Source organism: Nonomuraea roseola, assembly GCF_039535395.1.
GTDB lineage: Bacteria > Actinomycetota > Actinomycetes > Streptosporangiales > Streptosporangiaceae > Nonomuraea > Nonomuraea roseola.
The window spans coordinates 145,114-161,317 of sequence record NZ_BAAAXC010000013.1 but is presented as its reverse complement, the minus strand read 5'-3'; the positions used below and the strand labels follow the sequence as shown (position 1 = coordinate 161,317).

General features: G+C 72.8%; 17 protein-coding genes. 7 read left to right on the top strand and 10 right to left on the bottom strand.

Translation table 11 applies throughout. From position 1 onward, the window contains the following. Nucleotides 1-162: 162 nt before the first annotated feature. Nucleotides 163-1,110 carry an aldo/keto reductase gene (locus ABFX55_RS17430; RefSeq protein WP_346122269.1) on the bottom strand — a complete coding sequence of 316 codons (948 nt, stop codon included), beginning with the start codon at nt 1,108-1,110 and terminating at the stop codon, nt 163-165. Between the two features lie 102 nt (nt 1,111-1,212). Here ABFX55_RS17430 and ABFX55_RS17425 point away from each other — a divergent pair, with 102 nt between their 5' ends. The 7 genes from ABFX55_RS17425 to ABFX55_RS17395 all read left to right on the top strand — a co-directional run bounded on the left by ABFX55_RS17425 (nt 1,213) and on the right by ABFX55_RS17395 (nt 7,102). Beyond that, complete coding sequence (locus ABFX55_RS17425; protein WP_346122267.1) at nt 1,213-1,899, top strand: histidine phosphatase family protein; 687 nt, start codon at nt 1,213-1,215, stop codon at nt 1,897-1,899. Nucleotides 1,900-1,908: 9 nt separating this feature from the next. Beyond that, nucleotides 1,909-2,457 carry a DUF3090 domain-containing protein gene (locus ABFX55_RS17420; RefSeq protein ID WP_346122266.1) on the top strand — a complete coding sequence of 183 codons (549 nt, stop codon included), beginning with the start codon at nt 1,909-1,911 and terminating at the stop codon, nt 2,455-2,457. After that, a complete protein-coding gene (locus ABFX55_RS17415) occupies nt 2,454-3,206 on the top strand; it encodes an SCO1664 family protein (RefSeq protein WP_346122265.1) in 753 nt (250 codons plus the stop codon). Before ABFX55_RS17420 ends, ABFX55_RS17415 begins: the two co-directional genes overlap by 4 nt. Nucleotides 3,207-3,208: 2 nt before the next feature. After that, a complete protein-coding gene (locus ABFX55_RS17410; RefSeq protein WP_346122264.1) occupies nt 3,209-3,865 on the top strand; it encodes an NRDE family protein in 657 nt (218 codons plus the stop codon). A 9-nt stretch (nt 3,866-3,874) separates the two neighbouring features. Beyond that, nucleotides 3,875-5,098 (top strand): cysteine--1-D-myo-inosityl 2-amino-2-deoxy-alpha-D-glucopyranoside ligase, encoded by a 1,224-nt coding sequence (gene mshC, locus ABFX55_RS17405; protein WP_346122262.1) that lies wholly within the window; start codon nt 3,875-3,877, stop codon nt 5,096-5,098. A 94-nt stretch (nt 5,099-5,192) separates the two neighbouring features. Further along, complete coding sequence (locus tag ABFX55_RS17400) at nt 5,193-5,609, top strand: CBS domain-containing protein (protein ID WP_346122260.1); 417 nt, start codon at nt 5,193-5,195, stop codon at nt 5,607-5,609. A 5-nt stretch (nt 5,610-5,614) separates the two neighbouring features. Then, entirely contained in the window at nt 5,615-7,102 is a 1,488-nt protein-coding gene (locus ABFX55_RS17395) for an FAD-dependent oxidoreductase (RefSeq protein WP_346122258.1), read from the top strand. Here the strand turns inward: ABFX55_RS17395 and ABFX55_RS17390 are convergent. From ABFX55_RS17390 to ABFX55_RS17350, 9 genes are read right to left on the bottom strand one after another with little or no spacing between them, the layout of a single operon-like run. Next, a complete protein-coding gene (locus ABFX55_RS17390; RefSeq protein ID WP_346122256.1) occupies nt 7,031-8,017 on the bottom strand; it encodes a UDP-glucuronic acid decarboxylase family protein in 987 nt (328 codons plus the stop codon). The genes ABFX55_RS17395 and ABFX55_RS17390 overlap by 72 nt on opposite strands. Beyond that, on the bottom strand, nt 8,014-8,871 hold the full coding sequence (locus ABFX55_RS17385; RefSeq protein WP_346122254.1) for a glycosyltransferase family 9 protein: 858 nt from the start codon (nt 8,869-8,871) through the stop codon (nt 8,014-8,016). The genes ABFX55_RS17390 and ABFX55_RS17385 overlap by 4 nt, the downstream gene beginning before the upstream one ends. Further along, nucleotides 8,862-9,539 carry an SDR family oxidoreductase gene (locus ABFX55_RS17380; protein ID WP_346122252.1) on the bottom strand — a complete coding sequence of 226 codons (678 nt, stop codon included), beginning with the start codon at nt 9,537-9,539 and terminating at the stop codon, nt 8,862-8,864. The genes ABFX55_RS17385 and ABFX55_RS17380 overlap by 10 nt, the downstream gene beginning before the upstream one ends. A gap of 13 nt (nt 9,540-9,552) precedes the next feature. Next, nucleotides 9,553-10,914 carry a PfkB family carbohydrate kinase gene (locus ABFX55_RS17375; protein ID WP_346122250.1) on the bottom strand — a complete coding sequence of 454 codons (1,362 nt, stop codon included), beginning with the start codon at nt 10,912-10,914 and terminating at the stop codon, nt 9,553-9,555. After that, entirely contained in the window at nt 10,905-11,456 is a 552-nt protein-coding gene (locus ABFX55_RS17370) for a D-sedoheptulose-7-phosphate isomerase (RefSeq protein WP_346122248.1), read from the bottom strand. Before ABFX55_RS17370 ends, ABFX55_RS17375 begins: the two co-directional genes overlap by 10 nt. Then, nucleotides 11,441-12,628 (bottom strand): glycosyltransferase, encoded by a 1,188-nt coding sequence (locus tag ABFX55_RS17365; protein ID WP_346122246.1) that lies wholly within the window; start codon nt 12,626-12,628, stop codon nt 11,441-11,443. Before ABFX55_RS17365 ends, ABFX55_RS17370 begins: the two co-directional genes overlap by 16 nt. Beyond that, nucleotides 12,625-13,617 (bottom strand): glycosyltransferase family 9 protein, encoded by a 993-nt coding sequence (locus ABFX55_RS17360; RefSeq protein ID WP_346122244.1) that lies wholly within the window; start codon nt 13,615-13,617, stop codon nt 12,625-12,627. The genes ABFX55_RS17365 and ABFX55_RS17360 overlap by 4 nt, the downstream gene beginning before the upstream one ends. Continuing rightward, the gene (locus ABFX55_RS17355; RefSeq protein ID WP_346122242.1) at nt 13,614-14,573 is read right to left on the bottom strand and encodes a glycosyltransferase family 2 protein; all 960 of its coding nucleotides are present in this window, start codon (nt 14,571-14,573) and stop codon (nt 13,614-13,616) included. The genes ABFX55_RS17360 and ABFX55_RS17355 overlap by 4 nt, the downstream gene beginning before the upstream one ends. After that, nucleotides 14,570-16,192: a carbamoyltransferase family protein gene (locus ABFX55_RS17350; protein WP_346122240.1), complete on the bottom strand. Its 1,623-nt coding sequence runs from the start codon at nt 16,190-16,192 to the stop codon at nt 14,570-14,572. The genes ABFX55_RS17355 and ABFX55_RS17350 overlap by 4 nt, the downstream gene beginning before the upstream one ends. Nucleotides 16,193-16,204 lie beyond the last annotated feature (12 nt).

The following is a 16,204-nucleotide window of genomic DNA, read 5'->3' as shown; positions in this document are numbered from 1 at the left end:
GTGGCCAGCTTGGTGGAGTCGGAGCTGATTTCCACGCAAAGTTACGATTCGATATCGACTAGTGATACGCGAGGGTGACTCTCGTTCTGTCCCTGTCGGCCGGGGCGGCGGAGGGAAGCAAGCCTACTCAGACTGATCGTCACGGCGCACGCCAGGCGGCCGTCAGTCGACGGAGGAGACGTCGTCGAGCGCCTCGCGGATCTCGCGGGGCAGCACCACGTCCTCGGCGGTGAGGATGCCGCCGAGCTGCGCGTGGGTGCGGGCGCCGACGATCGCGGAGGCGACGCCGTGCTGGTCGCGCACCCATGACAGGGCCACCGACAGCGGCGAGACCCCGAGCCCCTCGGCGGCGGTGGTGACCGACTCGACCACCCTGCGGCTGCGCTCGTCGAGGTAGGGACGGACGAAGTCGGCGAAGTGCGGCGTGGCCGCGCGGGAGTCGGCGGGGATGCCCGTGCGGTACTTGCCCGTCAGCACCCCCCGCCCGAGTGGCGAATAGGCCAGTACGCCCGCCCCGACGTGCTCGGCGGCCGGCAGCACGTCGCGCTCGGCGTCGCGCGCCAGCAGGGAGTACTCCACCTGCGAGGCGGTGATCGGGATGCGGCCGGGCACCGCCCGCTGGGCGACCGCGGCGGCTGCCAGCTGCCACCCGGTGTAGTCGCACACGCCCGCGTAGACCGCCCGCCCGGAGGCGACGATGGCGTCGAGCGCGGCGAGCGTCTCCTCCAGCGGCACCTCGGGGTCGTAGGTGTGCAGCTGCCACAGGTCGACGTAGTCGACGCCTAGCCTGGCCAGCGAGGCGTCGATGGCGGCGATGAGGTGGCGCCTGGAGGCGTCGCGCGGCCGCCGCGCGGCGGGAGTCAGCACGGCCTTGGTGGAGACGACCACCTCCGAGCGCGGCACGGAGTCTCTGAGCAGCCTTCCGAGCAGCCGCTCGGCGTCGCCGCCCGTGTAGACGTCGGCCGTGTCGATCAGGTTGCCGCCGGCCTCGACGAAGGTGCGCAGCTGGGCGGCCGCGTCCTCGGCGTCGGTGTCCCTGCCCCATGTCATCGTGCCGAGACCGAGCCGGGACACCGAAAGGCCGCTCCGACCGACATAGCGTTGTTCCATGAAGCTCAGACGCTCCCGTCTGTCGATCACGGCCAAGGATCTGGCCAGGCTACCGTCCGTCCAGGCAAAGAAATGTGATCGACGCCTGCAAGACTTGTCGTCATGACGACCGTCCTCCTGGCCAGACACGGCCTCACCGCTATGACGGGTCCGGTGCTGGCCGGCTGGACCCCCGGCGTCCACCTCAACGAGGCGGGGCAGGCGCAGGCCAAGGCGCTGGCCGTACGGCTGGCGGAGACAAGGCTGGACGCGATCGTCTCCAGCCCGCTCGAACGCTGCCAGGAGACCGCCCAGGCGGTCGCGCAGGGCAGGGGGCTCGAGATCGGGACCGACGAGCGGTTCGGCGAGTGCGGCTACGGCGAGTGGACGGGACGCCCGCTGAGCGAGCTGACCAAGGAGCCGCTGTGGCCCGTCGTCCAGGCGCACCCGAGCGCGGCGGTCTTCCCCGGCGGCGAGGCGATGGCCGACATGCAGCACCGCGCGGTGGCCGCCGTGAGGGACTGGAACCTGCGCCTGGGGGAGAAAAGCGTCTACCTGGTGTGCACGCACGGAGACGTGATCAAGGCCGTCGTGGCCGACGCTCTGGGGCTCCACCTCGATCAGTTTCAGCGCATAACAGCTGATCCAGCCTCTGTGACGATCATTCGATACACCCCCCTACGTCCCTTTGTCCTCAGGCTTAACGATGTGGGGGAATTGCGGCTTCCCGAGGGTTCGGAGGAGAAAGACGGGGGAGAAAACATCACCGGGAGCGATGCCGCCGTCGGCGGCGGACCCGGGACCACGTAAGGTCGGGCTATGCCGGTCTTCGACTACGACCCACCAGAGAGGTTCGTGGCCGGTGCCTTGGGGCAGCCGGGGGCACGGATCTTCTTCCTGCAGGCGCGGGCCTCAGGCAGGCTGACCACGGTCGCACTGGAGAAGCTGCAGGTCGCCGCCCTGGCGGGCAAGCTCGAAGAGCTGCTCGACGAGGTGCTGAGACGCAGCGGGGGCACCGCTCACGTTCCTGCCGTCGCGCCCGCCGACCTGGCCGACAACGGCCCGCTCGAGCAGCCGCTCACCGAGGACTTCAGGGTCGGCACCATGGCCCTGGCGTGGGACCCCGACAGGTCGCAGGTGGTGATCGAGGCCCAGGAGATCACCGACGAGGAGGACCTCGAGGCGCCCGAGCCGTCCATGCTGCGGGTGCACATCAGCGCGGGCGCCGCACGGGCCTTCTCCCAGCGCGCCCTGGAGATCGTGGCGGCGGGCCGTCCGCCCTGCCCGCTGTGTGGTCAGCCACTCGACGCCGACGGGCACATCTGCGTGCGCCTGAACGGCTACCGCGGAGGTGAGGTCGCTTCGTGAGTGTGCCGGAGAGTGAGCTGGAAGACCTCCGTTATGACGAGGAAGCCGCCCTCAGGCTGCTCAGGGACGGACGACTGGAGGTGGCGGGCCGCCTGGTCGAGGCGACGAACATGACCCTCTACTGCGGCGTCACGCTCGCCGGCCGCTCGGCGGCGTGCGTCTACAAACCGGTGCGCGGCGAGCGGCCGCTGTGGGACTTCCCCGACGGCACGCTGGCCGCCCGCGAGGTGGCCGCCTACGAGGTCTCCAGGGCGACCGGCTGGCAGATCGTGCCGCCCACGGTCTACCGCGAGGGGCCCTTCGGCCCGGGCATGTGCCAGCTGTGGATCGACGCCGACCAGGAGAGCGACCTGATGTCGCTGATCCGCAGCCGGCACCCCGCGCTGCGGAAGATGGCCGTCTTCGACGCGATCGTCAACAACGCCGACCGCAAGGGCGGTCACCTGCTGCCCCTGCCCGACGGCGCCACCATCTACGGCGTCGACCACGGCGTCTGCTTCTCCGCCGACGACAAGCTGCGCACGGTGCTGTGGCAGTGGAGGGGCAAGCCGCTGCCGCGCGAGACCGTCGGCGTGCTGGCCAAGCTGGAGCGCGAGCTGGAGTCGGGCGCGCTGGGGCGCCGCCTGCGCGAGCTGCTCACCCTCGCCGAGGTCGAGGCGACCTGGACCCGCGTCAGGCGGCTGCTCGACACCGGCGTTCACCCCTACCCGTCGGAGGACTGGCCCGCGGTCCCCTGGCCCCCGATCTAGACATGTGCACCGTGATCGTAAGGACCGGCGAGCCGCTGACCCTGCTGGGCGTCCGCGACGAGTTCGCCGACAGGCCGTGGGAGGGCCCCGGCGAGCACTGGCCCGACTACCCGGGCGTCGTCGGCGGGCGCGACCTCAAGGCGGGCGGCACGTGGCTTGCCGTGCTGCCCTCGGCGGGGCGCGCGGCGGCCCTTCTCAACGGCAGGGGCAGGGCGGCCGACGAGCGCACCAAGGTCTCACGGGGCGACCTGCCGCTGCGCGCGGTGGTGGCGGGCGCGCTGCCCGAAGTGGACCTCACCCGCTACGACCCCTTCCACCTCGTGCTCGCCGAAGGCGCGGGCGCGCGCCTGTGGTCGTGGGACGGCCTGCACCTGGCCGCCTCACCGGTTCCCGAGGGCACCAGCGTCATCGTCAACGGCGGCCTCGGCGCCGACTCCAGGAACCTCGCCCCGCTGTTCGACGCGGCGCCCGACTGGCACGAGCTGGTCGGCAGGGCGACGGTCCGCCACGACCTGCCCGACGGCCGCCGCCACGCCTCGCTGTCGGCCACGCTGCTGATTCTCGGCGGCGAGCGCGTGGGCTATGACTTCTCCGACCTCACCAGCTGGAATGCGGTGGCCGTGCCCCGCGTTGATCGTGGTGTTTCCCGAGACGGATAAGGTCAAAGCATGCGATCGTGGTCTGCCCCCAGTGTTCCCAACCTGCCCGGCGCCGCCGTACCCCTGAACCTGTACGACACAGCCGCGCGCCAGGTCAGGCGCACCGAGCCGGGGCCGACCGCCACCATGTACGTGTGCGGGATCACCCCCTACGACGCCACGCATCTGGGCCACGCCAACACCTATCTCGCCTTCGACCTCGTGGGCAGGGTGTGGCGTGACAACGGCCACGAGGTGCACTTCACGCAGAACGCCACCGACGTCGACGACCCGCTGCTCGAGCGGGCCGCGCAGACGGGCCTTGACTGGCGGGCCCTGGCCGAGCGCGAGATCGAGCTGTTCCGCACCGACATGAGCGCGCTGCGCGTGCTGCCCCCGCGTGAGTACGTCGGCGTGACCGAGGTCATCGACCAGGTGTCGGAGCTGATCGAGAGCCTGTCGGCCAAGGGGCTGACCTACTCCGTCGACGGCGACGTGTACTTCAGCGTCGCCGACGCGCCCAAGTTCGGCGAGGTGTCCGGCTACGGGCGCGAGGAGATGCTGGCGCTGTTCGGCGAGCGCGGCGGCGACCCCGACCGTGAGGGCAAGCGCGACCCGCTCGACTGGCTGCTGTGGCGGGCCGAGCGTCCTGGCGAGCCGTCCTGGCCCTCCCCGCTCGGGCAGGGCAGGCCCGGCTGGCACATCGAGTGCACCGCCATCGCGCTGGCCAACCTCGGCGCCGGGTTCGACGTCGCGGGTGGCGGCTCCGACCTGATCTTCCCCCACCACGAGTGCGGCGCCTCCGAGGGCTACGCCGCCGGCGGCGAGTGGCCGTTCGCCAAGTTCTACTCCCACGCCGGCATGGTGGCGCTCGACGGCGAGAAGATGTCCAAGTCGCGGGGCAACCTGGTCTTCGTCTCCAGGCTGCGCGCCGAGCACGACCCGATGGCCGTCAGGCTCGTGCTGCTGGCCCACCACTACCGCACCGACTGGGAGTACACCGGCGACCAGCTCCAGGACGCCGAGGCCCGGCTCGAGCGCTGGCGCGCGGCGGTCGCGCTGCCGTCAGGCCCGGCCGCGGATGACGTGCTGGAGCGGGTGCGGGCGCGGATGTCGGACGACCTCGACGCCCCCGGCGCGCTGGCCGTGATCGACGCCTGGGCGGCCGAGGCGCTGGCGGAGGGCGGTTCCGACACCGCGGCTCCCGGCCTGGTCCGTGATGTGGCCGACGCGTTGCTCGGAGTGGCGCTCTAGCGCGATCTCACCGGCGCGGCGTCATCACCGCGTCATCGTCTCGTTTCGGGCGGCCCGCCATGGGCAGCGGGCGCACGACGAAAGGAGACAGACGATGACCACCGCAAGAGAGATCATGACCCCCAACGTCGAGTGCGTGAACGTCGACGAGTCGGTCAGCGAGGCCGCGGAGAAGATGGCCAGGCTCGACGTCGGCTCCCTGCCCATCTGCGGCACCGACGACAAGCTCAAGGGCATGCTCACCGACAGGGACATCGTGGTGAAGGTGCTCGCCAAGGGCAAGGACCCCAAGTCCTGCCTGGCGGGCGAGCTGGCCCAGGGAGAGGCCGTCACGATAGGCGCCGACCATGACGCCAGGGAGATCCTGCGCACCATGGCCACGCACAAGGTCCGTCGCCTGCCTGTCATCGACGGGCACAGGCTCGTCGGCATCGTCGCGCTCGCCGAGGTGGCCAGGGCGTTGCCGGACGCCACGGTCGGCGACCTGCTCGACGCCCTCACCACCGACTGACCACGATGGCGCACACCACAGGGTCGTACTGGATGGACGGGACGGCCCAGCCGTCGCGCCCGCCGCTGAGCAGCGACGTTCGCGTGGACGTCGCCGTGCTCGGCGGCGGGATCGCCGGTCTCAGCACGGCGTGGGAGCTGACCAAGGCGGGCCGCTCGGTCGCCGTGCTGGAGGCAGGGCGCATCGCCGCAGGAGTCACCGGGCACACCACGGCCAAGCTGTCGGCGCTGCACACGCTGATCTACTCCAGCCTGAGCGCGGGGGACGGCGAGCTGTACGCGCGCTCCCAGCTCGAGGCCGTCGAGCACGTGGCCCGCACCGCCGCCGAGCTCGACCTGGAGTGCGAGTTCGAGCGCGCCGCCGCCCACACCTACACCGAGACCACCGAGGGGCTCGAGCAGATCAGAGCCGAGGTGGAGGCCGCCAGGCGGGCGGGGCTGCCGGCCGAGTTCGTCACCGAGACGGCGCTGCCGTACCCGATCGTGGGCGCCGTGCGGGTGCGCGGCCAGGCCCAGTTCCACCCCCGCAAGTACCTGCTCGGGCTGGCCGAGGCGATGACCGCGGGCGGCGCGCAGATCTACGAGCACACCCGCGCCGTACGGCTCGACTCCGGCAAGGTGACCACCGCCGACGGGCTCGTCGTGACCGCGGACGACGTGGTGGTCACCACCCACTACCCGGTCTTCGACAGGGCGCTGCTGTTCGCCCGCATGACGCCGCGCCGCGAGCTGGTCGTCGCCGCGCCGATCGAGGCGGCGGCCGACCCGCGTGGCACGTTCATCACCACCGAGCAGGGCACCCGCTCGGTCAGGACCGCTCCCCTCGAGGACGGGCGGCGCCTGCTGCTGGTGACGGGCGAGAAGTACCGGCCGGGCGAGGGCTCGGTGGGAGCCCGCCTGGAGCGGCTGGCGGAGTGGATGACCGAGCGGTTCGGAGTCGAGCCCGGCTACCGGTGGGCCGCGCAGGACAACGACACCACCGACGGCCTGCCCTTCGTGGGACCGCTGCACGTGGGAGCCCGCCACGCCTACGTCGCCACCGGCTTCGGCGGGTGGGGCATGAGCAACGGCGTCATGGCGGGACTGCTGCTGGCCGCGCTGATCTCGGGGAAGGACCGGCCTTGGGCGGGGCTGTACGACCCGCGCAGGGTGCATCCGCTGCGCGAGGCGGGCCCGCTGCTGAAGGCGCAGGCCTCGGTCGCCGCGCACTTCGTCGGCGACCGTTTCGGCTCAGGCGGGCGCGACGACCTCGAAGGGCTCCTGCCGGGCCAGGCGGCCGTGGTGAAGGTGGCGGGGGAGCGCTGCGCCGCCTACCGCGACGTCGAGGGCCAGGTCCACGCGGTGTCGGCGTTGTGCAGCCACATGGGCTGCGTGGTCGCCTTCAACGACGCCGAGCGGACCTGGGAGTGTCCCTGCCACGGCTCACGCTTCGCGCTGGACGGTTCGATCCTCCAGGGCCCCGCCACCGAACCCCTCAAGCGCATCGAGCTGTGAGAACCACTCGACGGTACGGCGCAGCCCGTCCTCGGCCCCGACCTTCGCCGCCCAGCCCAGCTCGGCGGCGGCCAGCGCGGTGTCCGGTCTGCGGACCTTGGGGTCGTCGACGGGCCTGTCGATGAACTCGATGGGCGAGGAGGAGCCCGCCAGCTCCCGGATCAGCTCGGCGAGCTCGATCATGGTCAGCTCGTCGGGGGTGCCGATGTTGACGGGCCCTGGGAAGTGGCTGTCCGCCATGCGCAGCACGCCTTCGACGGTGTCCTCGACGTAGCAGATGGAGCGGGTCTGGCGTCCGTCGCCCGTGACCGTCAGCGGCTCGTTCGACAGGGCCTGCCTGATGAAGGTCGGGATGGCCCTGCCGTCGAAGGGGCGCATGCGCGGGCCGTAGGTGTTGAAGATGCGCACGATGCCGGTGTCGGTGCCGTGCGCGTTGCGGTAGGCCGTGGTCAGCGACTCGGCGAAGCGCTTGGCCTCGTCGTAGACGCTGCGCGGGCCGACGGGATTGACGTTGCCCCAGTAGGTCTCGCGCTGAGGGTGTTCGAGCGGGTCGCCGTAGACCTCGCTGGTGGAGGCCAGGACGAACCTGGAGCGCTTCTCCTTGGCCAGCCCGAGCGCGTGCAGCGTGCCGAGGCTGCCGACCTTGAGTGTCTCGATGGGATGCCTGAGGTAGTCGGCGGGGGAGGCGGCCGAGGCGAAGTGCAGCACCAGGTCCACCTCGCCCGGCACGTGCACGAAGCCGGTCAGGTCGCACTCGATGATCTCGAGGCCTGGCCTGCCCAGCAGATGTTCCAGGTTGCGGGGGGAGCCGGTGAGGAAGCTGTCCATGCAGATGACCTCGGCCCCCCTCTCCAGCAGCTTCTCGCAGAGGTAGGAACCGAGGAACCCGGCCCCTCCCGTCACCACAGCTCTCATAGCGAAATCGCCTCGATCACTTCGTCGACGTTGATGCTCAGCAGTCCGGGATTCGGGCTCTGCCCGTGCGGATCCCCTGTGGTGCCCTTCCAGATCACGGTGTGCGGTCCCTGCTTCGGCGGCCCCCACAGCGCGGGGGAGACGGGGCCGAACAGCAGGACGGACGGCGTGCGGTAGGCGCTGGCCAGGTGCGCGAGGCCGGTGTCGCCGCAGATCACCAGGCGCGCGTCGCGGACCAGCGCGGCCAGCGCCGTCAGGTCGGTCCTGCCCGCCAGCACCCTCGCGCCGCTGAGCCCCGCCACCCGTACGGCGAGCTCCCACTCGGCGGCGCTGCCGGTGACGACCACCTCGTGCCCCCTGCCCCTGAGGTAGGCGACCACCATGGCGTAGCGCTCGGGCGGCCACCTCCTCGACGGGTGGGCGGCGCCAGGGTGGACGACCACGGGCCCGCCGCGGTCGCCCTCCCCGAGATAGAGGTCGTCGGGGTCGGCCGGCAGGCCGTGCCACTCCAGCAGGTCGCACCAGCGGCGCACCTCGTGCACGTCGTCGCGCCACGGCGGTCCGCCGATCCCGTGGGTCAGCAGGGTGCCGGGCTCGGTGGCCCGCAGCGCCTCGGTGCTCTGCGGGCCCCTGCCGTGCAGGTTGACCGCGACCTCCGGCCCCGTGCGAGGTACGGGGCCGGGGCCCCGCACCTCGATCACCTCGTCGACGGGCAGCAGCGGAGCCAGCGCAGAGGGTCCCGCCAGCACGAGCCGGTGCCGGGGGTAGGCCCGCCGCAGCGCCCGCAGCGCGGGCACCGCCGTGAGCAGGTCGCCGAGCCCGAGCCCGCGCAGGGCCAGGACCTCTAGGGCCACGAGGTCTCCGTCGAAGGGCAGACCACGAGCTCGCGCACCTCGCAGCCGGGCGGCTGCGAGAGCGCGAACACGATGGTCTGCGCCACGTCCTCGGGCCTGTTGAGCTTGGCGTCGGGTCCCGGCTTGTACTGCTCGGGCCTGTCGTCGAAGAAGTGCGTCGACATCCCGCCGGGCACCAGCATCGTGACGCCAACCTGCCCGGCGAGCTCGGCGGCCAGCGCCCTGGTGAAGCCGACCACGCCGAACTTGGCGGCGCAGTAGGCGGTGGCGTCGCTGACGGCGCGAAGCCCGAGCGTCGAGGCGCAGGTCACCACCCGCCCCCTCGACTCCGTCAGGTACGGCAGCGCCGCCCTGACGACCGAGGCCGTGCCCATGAGGTTGACCTTGATGACGCGCTCCCAGTCGTCGGCAGGCACCTCGCTCAGCCTCCCGCACGCGTCGATGCCCGCCGCCGTGACAACCCCGTCGAGCCCTCCAGCCCGCTCGGCCAGCTCCCGTACCGCCTGCTCGGCCTGCTCCCGTTCGGCCAGGTCGGCGATGACTTCGTCGAAGGAGTGCGACGGGCGCACGTCCACCACCAGCGGGCGCCCTCCGGCCTTGGCGACCGCCTCGGCGGTGGCCAGACCGAGGCCCGACGAGCCTCCTGTGATCAGAATGTTCCCCAGCATCGTCCTCTCCCTCTCAGGCTTCCTGTACGGCGGCGATCAGCCCGGTCGTGGACCGTCCGGGCACGCTGGCCAGCACGACGGTCTCCGCGCCTATCCGCTCCAGAGATGCGGCCTCGGGCAGTTCGCGCCCCGAGTAGTCGCCGCCCTTCACCCACACGTGGGGGCGCAGCCTTTCGATGACGGCGTCGGGGGTGTCCTCCTCGAACACCATGACGGCGTCCACGCAGCCCAGGGCGCGCAGCACCTCCACCCGGTCGCGCTGACCGACCACCGGCCTGCCGGGGCCCTTGAGCCGCTTGGCAGAGGCGTCGGAGTTGACGCACACGATCAGCGCGTCGCCCAGGGCCCTGGCCCTGCGCAGGAGGCTCACGTGCCCTGCGTGCAGCAGGTCGAAACACCCGCCGGTGGCGATGAGCCGTCCCCCGCTCGATCTGACCAGCTCGGCGACCTCCATCGGGGTGCGCGGCCTGTCGCCCATCTCCTTGGCCAGTTCGTGGCCGCGCAGCCTGATCGCCGCCGCGCCGCCGCTCTCCACGAACCTGGAGGCCTCGCCGACGCCGACCGCGACCGCGTCCTCCACCGGCAGGCCGTCGCGCAGCGCGAGCGCCGATGCCCCGGCGAACCTGTCCCCGGCGCCGCACACGTCGTGGCCGGAGGTGAGCGTGGGCGGCGGGATCCTCCTGTAGTGGCCGCCCGCGTGCGCCAGGGTGGCGCCCTGGGCGCCCAGCGTCACCGCGACGGCCTCGGCGCGCAGCGTCCTGGTCAGCTGCCTGGCGGCCTGGTCGGGCCCGACGTACGGCCGCCCGCACATCTGCATGGCCTCCGACTCGCTCGGCGTCACCAGCGCGCAGCCCGGCACCGGCGTGACGCCTCTCGGGTGCGGATCCCACACGATCGGCACGCCGACCCCGCTGAGCAGCTCGCGGGCGCCCCCCGCGACGCCCCTGCCGTAGTCGGAGACGAGCACGGTGCCCGCCCCGCGCACCGCCCGCAGGGCGGCCTCGGTCGCCCTGGTCACGGCGCGCCCGTCGCCGGTGTCCATCCGCACCAGCGTCTGGCCCCTGGCCCTGATCCTGGTCTTGCGGACGGTCGAGCCGCGCAGCGGCAGCGGCACGACCTCGAGATGGCCGTTCAGCAGCGCCCGCAGCACCCGCCCCTGCGGATCGTCGCCGAGCGCGGTGACCAGCACCACGTCGGCGCCGTCACGGGCGGCCAGCAGCGCCGCAAGGCCCGCGCCGCCGGGGCGCAGGCGTTCCTCCTCCACGTCCACTACGGGGACGGGCGCGTCGGGCGCGAGCCGGTCGGCCGCGCCCTCGATGTCCACGTCCAGCAGTGAGTCGCCGATGACGACCAGTGGTCCCCCGTTCACGCGCATGCCTCCTCGATCGAGTCGCAGAGCATGTGGATCATCGCCAGGTGCACCTCCTGGACGGTGCAGGTGTCGTCCTCCGGCACCGCCACGACCTCGTCGCTGATCGCGGCCAGCGGGTTCGGGGCGCGCCCCGTCAGCGCCCACGTGGTCAGCCCCCGCTCGCCCGCCGCCCGCGCCGCGGCCAGCACGTTGCCGCTGCAACCGCTGGTGGACAGGCAGATCAGGACGTCGCCCTCGCGGCCGTGCGCCCACACCTGCCGGGCGTAGACCTCCTCGGCGCCGAAGTCGTTGGCGATCGCCGTCATCGAGGAGGTGTCGGCGTGCAGCGGGATCGCCGCGAACGGCCGCCGCTCGGCTCTGAACCTGCCGACCAGCTCGGCCGTCAGGTGCTGGGCCTCGGCGGCCGAGCCGCCGTTGCCGCAGGCCAGCAGCCTGCCACCGCCCTGCAGAACGCCCGCGAGCTTGCGCCCCCACGCCTCGACGACGGGCGTCTGGTCCGCGGTCAGCGCGATCGCCACACTCAGCCTGCTCAGGTGCCTGTGCATGTCGCCCTCCCCATCCGGCCCTCCAGCACGCTCTGGTAGACGACCTCGGTCTGCTCGGCCACGTGCGGCCAGCCGTACATCTGCCTGGCCTTTCTGGCCCCCGCCTCGCCGAGCTGGGCTCGTCGCGCGGGGTTGTCCAGCAGGTCGCGCAGGGCGCGGGCGAGCGCCTGCGGACGGCGCGGCGGCACCAGGACGCCGCAGCCCGCCACCGTGTCCAGGTGGCCGCCCACGGCGGAGGCGACCACCGGCACGCCGCACGCCATCGCCTCGAGCGGCACCATGCCGAACGGCTCGTACCACGGGACGCTCACCAGCACGTCCGCGGACCGCATCAGCGCGGGCACCCGCTCGCGGGGCACGCTGCCGATCACCTTGACCCTGTCGGCCAGGCCGTAGGCGGCGGCCAGCTCGGCCAGCCTGACCGCCTCGGGATCCTCGGCCTCCCCTCCCGCGATGACCAGCTCGGCCTCCGGCAGTTCGCGCAGCGCGCGCAGGACGGTGTCCACGCCCTTGCGCGGGACCAGCCTGCCGATGCTGAGCACCCGCATGGCCGCGCCCTTCCGCGCCTTCGGGCCTTGGGGAGTGAAGTGGCCGAGATCGACGCCGCACGGCACGATGGAGACCCGATGGTCGGGCACGCCCATCGCGCGCAGCTCGGTCACCTCGTCGGCACAGGTGGCCACGACCGCCGCGGCCCGCTTGCCGATCTGCGTCTCCATCGCGATCCGCCCCGGCGGGCTGGTGTCGGCACTGCCCTGCCAGCGTCGCTTGACCGTGCCGAGCGCGTGGAAGGTCTGCACCACCGGAAGGCCGCGCGCGGCCAGCAGCGCCGCCCTGCCGCTCATCCAGAAATGCGCGTGCGCCACGTCGGGAGGGCGCACCGCCCAGCGGCGCGCCAGCTCGTCGGCGAAGGCGGGCATGTACGGCGGCAGCTCGTCCTTCGGCACCTGCGCGGCCGGCCCCGCGGTGATGTACTCCACCCGCGCCCCGTCGGCGAGCGCCACGCTGCGCGGCTGGCCCGGCGCGCTCCTCCTGGTGTGCACGACGACCTCGTGACCCCGCCGGGCCAGCGCCGTGGCCAGGGCGGCGACGTGGACGTTCTGCCCGCCGGAGTCGGCGCCCCCGATCGCCGCCAGCGGATCTGCGTGCTCTGATATGAGGTCGATTCTCACGGGACCAGCTCCCTCACTGCTTTGACGACCTGTTCGGCCGTCACCGTCGACAGGCACGGATGGCCTCTGACAGGACACAGACGCGCTCTTGAGTCCTTGCACGCGGCCTGCTGGTCGCCCAGCAGCACGTACGGCACGCCGTAGGGCGCCCAGCGCCCGGCGGGCACGACGGGGGAGAAGAGGCTGACCACCGGCGTCCCGACCGCCGCGGCCAGGTGCGCGGGCCCCGTGTTGCCGCAGACGAGCGCGCACGCCTCGTTCAGGACCCCGGACAGCTCGGCCATGTTGGTCATGCCGCCCAGGTCGACGCCGTGGCGTCCGGCGACGGCGGCCGTCAGCGCCTTCTCGCCACCCGTCCCCGTGACGACGACCTGGAAGCCCTCGGCCGTCAGCGCCTCGACCGCCTCCCTATGCCGCTCGGGCGGCCAGGCGCGGGCGGGAGCGGTGGTTCCCGGATGGACGACGACGTAGCCCGGCGGCCCCACCAGGCTGGCCGGCGGCGTCCTGACGGCCAGCCTGCCGTCGTCGCGCGGCTCGTAGCCGGCGGCCCGCGCCACGGCCAGCATCCGCTCGGCCTCGGGCAGATGCCTGCTCTCGTCCACCCGCACCCTGACGTCGAGCAGGGAGCCGGGATAGTCGTTGCTGATCGCCGTGATCCGCCCGACGCCCCTGAGCCGCAGCAGCAGCGCGAGCGGCAGCGCCGACTGGTGGAAGGAGGTCAGGATCAGCGCCTCCTCCGCCTCGGGGAGCTGCGCCATGAGCCTGGCGACGTGCTCACCCGTGACGGCAGGCGGATCGGCGTCGATCCACGGTGTCCGCCATTCGATCACGCGGTCCACGCAGGGCAGGAGCTCCGCGGCCGCGCGGCCCAGCGGCCCTGCCAGCAGCACGACCTCCTCGGCCTGCGCCCGGACGGCACGGATGGCGGGACCCGCGAGCAGGACGTCTCCCGCGCTGTCCGGCCTGGCCACCAGGACAGTGCCGCTCACCGGCGCACCCGCAGCTCGCCGCGCAGCCGGTGCAGGCAGGCGGCAGGCGGGATGGCGACGCTGGTGACCACCATCCTGGCCACCTCGCCCGGCGTGCCAGGGCCTGGCGCGATGCGCTCCCATGCGAACTTCGCGGTGAGCCCCGCCCATCCGGCCGCAGCGAGCCCCAGCGCCCACACGCCGCCCGCCCCGGCTCCCCGGACGCCGCGCCCGCCTCGAAGCCCCCTGCCACCGACAAGCGCGCGCCCTCCCCGGCCCTGCCGGTCGTTGGCGCGGGACAGCGCGCGGGCGGCCGCGAGGGCGAGCGCCGTGAGGCCCAGCGCGGTCGTCGCCGCGTGCCGGCGCAGCAGCCCGCCCGCCCCGATCAGCGACCTCCACTCGGGCCCGTGGACGCGCCGCATCAGCGCGTCGTCGGCGTTGCCCCTCTGGAAGCGCACGCTGGCCCAGAACCCGTCGTCACGCACCGGATGCCGGGTCACCCGTTCGCCCCTGACCAGCCTGAACCCCGCCTCGCGCATCCTCAGCGCGAGGTCGGCGTCCTCCCTGTAGGCGCGGGGGAAACGCTCGTCGAAGCCCCCGACCTTCTCCAGCGCGGCCCGCCTGTAGGCCATGTCCGCGGTGATCCACTCCGCGTCGGCGAGCCCTGCGGTGTTCCTCTCCGCGTCGGTCGGACGGCGGTCGCGTGGCAGCGGCACCTCGATGCGGCCCTGGCTGCCCGCCACGTCCTCCGGCAGGCTCTCCAGGTCCTTGGTGAGCGCCTCCAGCCAGCCCTCGCCGGGCACCACGTCGTCGTCGAGGAAGACCACCCACGGCGTCTCGGCCGCGCGCCACCCCGCGTTCCTCGCCGCCGCGGGCCCCTTGCGCCCGGTGTCCTCGACCACGATGACGGGCACCCCCTCGGGGATGGCCTCCCGCAGCGAGGACCGCCCGATCGTCGGGATCACCACGGTGATCATGTCGCCGCCCTCCTCACCACGAACGGCCCGAGCACGAGCACGTCCACCGGCGAGGAGCCGAAGCACTCCAGCGCGTCGCGCGGCGAGTCGACCATCGGCCTGCCCGCCGTGTTGAGGCTGGTGTTCACGACCACCGGCAGCCCCGACAGCTCCTCGAACCTGGCCAGCGTGGCGGCCAGCAGCGGATCCCTCTCCTGCGAGACCGTCTGGATCCTGGCCGTGCCGTCCACGTGCACCACGGCCGGGATGCGATCGCGCCACTCGGGCCGCACGTCGTGGACGAACAGCATGTACGGCGAGGGCATGGGCCCCCTGCCGAAGATCTCAGCCGCCCGCGACTCCAGCACCATCGGCGCGATCGGGCGGAACTGCTCACGCCCCTTGACGTCGTTGAGCCGCTCGGTGTTGCGGGCGAAACCGGGGTGCGCAAGCAGCGAGCGGTTGCCCAGCGCTCGCGGGCCGTACTCGCTGCGGCCCTGGAACCAGGCCACGATCAGGTCGTCGTTCAGCGCCCGCGCCACCTCGCCCGCCAGATCCTCGGGCCGCGAGTACGGCACGCGCGCCACGTCCAGCCACGCGGCCAGCTCCCCTTCGCTCCACGTCCTGCCCAGGTCGGCGCCGCGCATGGGCGCCACGGGCTCGCCGTGGGCCTGGGACAGGTGCAGCGCGCCCCCCAGCGCGGTGCCCGAGTCTCCTGCGGCGGGCTGCACCCAGACGTCCTCGAAGGGACCCTCGGCCACCAGCCGGGTGTTGGCGACGCAGTTCAGCGCGACGCCCCCGGCCATCGCCAGGCGCCGCGCGCCGGTGCGCTCGTGCAGCCAGAACGCCAGCTCCAGCAGCACCTCCTCCAGCCGCGCCTGCACGCTCGCGGCCAGGTCGGCGTGGTCGGCCGTCCAGGTCTCGCCCCTGTCCAGGCGTTTGGCGAAGCCGCCCCAGTCGATCGGCTCGATCCTGAACCCGCCGTCACCCGTCGTGGTGACCAGCTCCCTGAGCACGTCCAGGTGGCGGGGCGTGCCGTAGGAGGCCATCGCCATCACCTTGTACTCGTCGCTGGAGCGCAGGAAGCCCAGGTGCTCGGTCACGTCCTCGTACATCAGGCCGAGCGAGTGCGGCAGCTCCTGGGTCGCCAGTGTGGTCAGCTCGCCGTCCCTGTAGTGGCCCGCCAGGTGCGAGACGGCCTCGCCCCTGCCGTCGCACACCAGCACCGCGCACTCCTCGTACGGCGCGGCCAGTCCCGCCGACGCCGCGTGCGCCACGTGGTGCGGCACGAACCGCACCTGAGCGGGGTCGAGCCCCGGCAGGGCGGTGGCCAGGAAGCTGGGCGCCCTGGTCGCGTAGGTGGTGCGCAGGTCCTCCCACGGCGCCGCGTGCTCCTCCCGCACCAGCGCCGGATCGTAGGAGTAGGCGACCGCGTCCAGGTCCTCCGGCCGCAGGCCGGCCTCGGCCAGGCACCAGGCGGCGGCCAGCTCGGGCAGCTCCCACGCGGAGAACGGCACCGGCCTCTTGCCGTGCTTCCGGCGGCTGAACCGCTCCTCTTCGGCGGCCGCGACAATCTCACCATCGACCACAAGGGCCGCAGCGGGATCGTGGAACACCGCGTTTATCCCCAGAAACCTCATGAAATTCCTCCC

Excerpts from the sequence above, each read along its gene's own strand:
- ABFX55_RS17400 (WP_346122260.1), top strand. The coding sequence starts at position 5,193 with ATGACCACCGCAAGAGAGATCATGACCCCCAACGTCGAGTGCGTGAAC.
- ABFX55_RS17375 (WP_346122250.1), bottom strand. The coding sequence starts at position 10,914 with ATGCGCGTGAACGGGGGACCACTGGTCGTCATCGGCGACTCACTGCTG.
- ABFX55_RS17380 (WP_346122252.1), bottom strand. The coding sequence starts at position 9,539 with ATGCTGGGGAACATTCTGATCACAGGAGGCTCGTCGGGCCTCGGTCTG.
- ABFX55_RS17350 (WP_346122240.1), bottom strand. The coding sequence starts at position 16,192 with ATGAGGTTTCTGGGGATAAACGCGGTGTTCCACGATCCCGCTGCGGCC.
- ABFX55_RS17420 (WP_346122266.1), top strand. The coding sequence starts at position 1,909 with ATGCCGGTCTTCGACTACGACCCACCAGAGAGGTTCGTGGCCGGTGCC.
- mshC (WP_346122262.1), top strand. The coding sequence starts at position 3,875 with ATGCGATCGTGGTCTGCCCCCAGTGTTCCCAACCTGCCCGGCGCCGCC.
- ABFX55_RS17370 (WP_346122248.1), bottom strand. The coding sequence starts at position 11,456 with ATGCACAGGCACCTGAGCAGGCTGAGTGTGGCGATCGCGCTGACCGCG.
- ABFX55_RS17410 (WP_346122264.1), top strand. The coding sequence starts at position 3,209 with ATGTGCACCGTGATCGTAAGGACCGGCGAGCCGCTGACCCTGCTGGGC.
- ABFX55_RS17355 (WP_346122242.1), bottom strand. The coding sequence starts at position 14,573 with ATGATCACCGTGGTGATCCCGACGATCGGGCGGTCCTCGCTGCGGGAG.
- ABFX55_RS17430 (WP_346122269.1), bottom strand. The coding sequence starts at position 1,110 with ATGGAACAACGCTATGTCGGTCGGAGCGGCCTTTCGGTGTCCCGGCTC.
- ABFX55_RS17390 (WP_346122256.1), bottom strand. The coding sequence starts at position 8,017 with ATGAGAGCTGTGGTGACGGGAGGGGCCGGGTTCCTCGGTTCCTACCTC.
- ABFX55_RS17395 (WP_346122258.1), top strand. The coding sequence starts at position 5,615 with ATGGCGCACACCACAGGGTCGTACTGGATGGACGGGACGGCCCAGCCG.
- ABFX55_RS17425 (WP_346122267.1), top strand. The coding sequence starts at position 1,213 with ATGACGACCGTCCTCCTGGCCAGACACGGCCTCACCGCTATGACGGGT.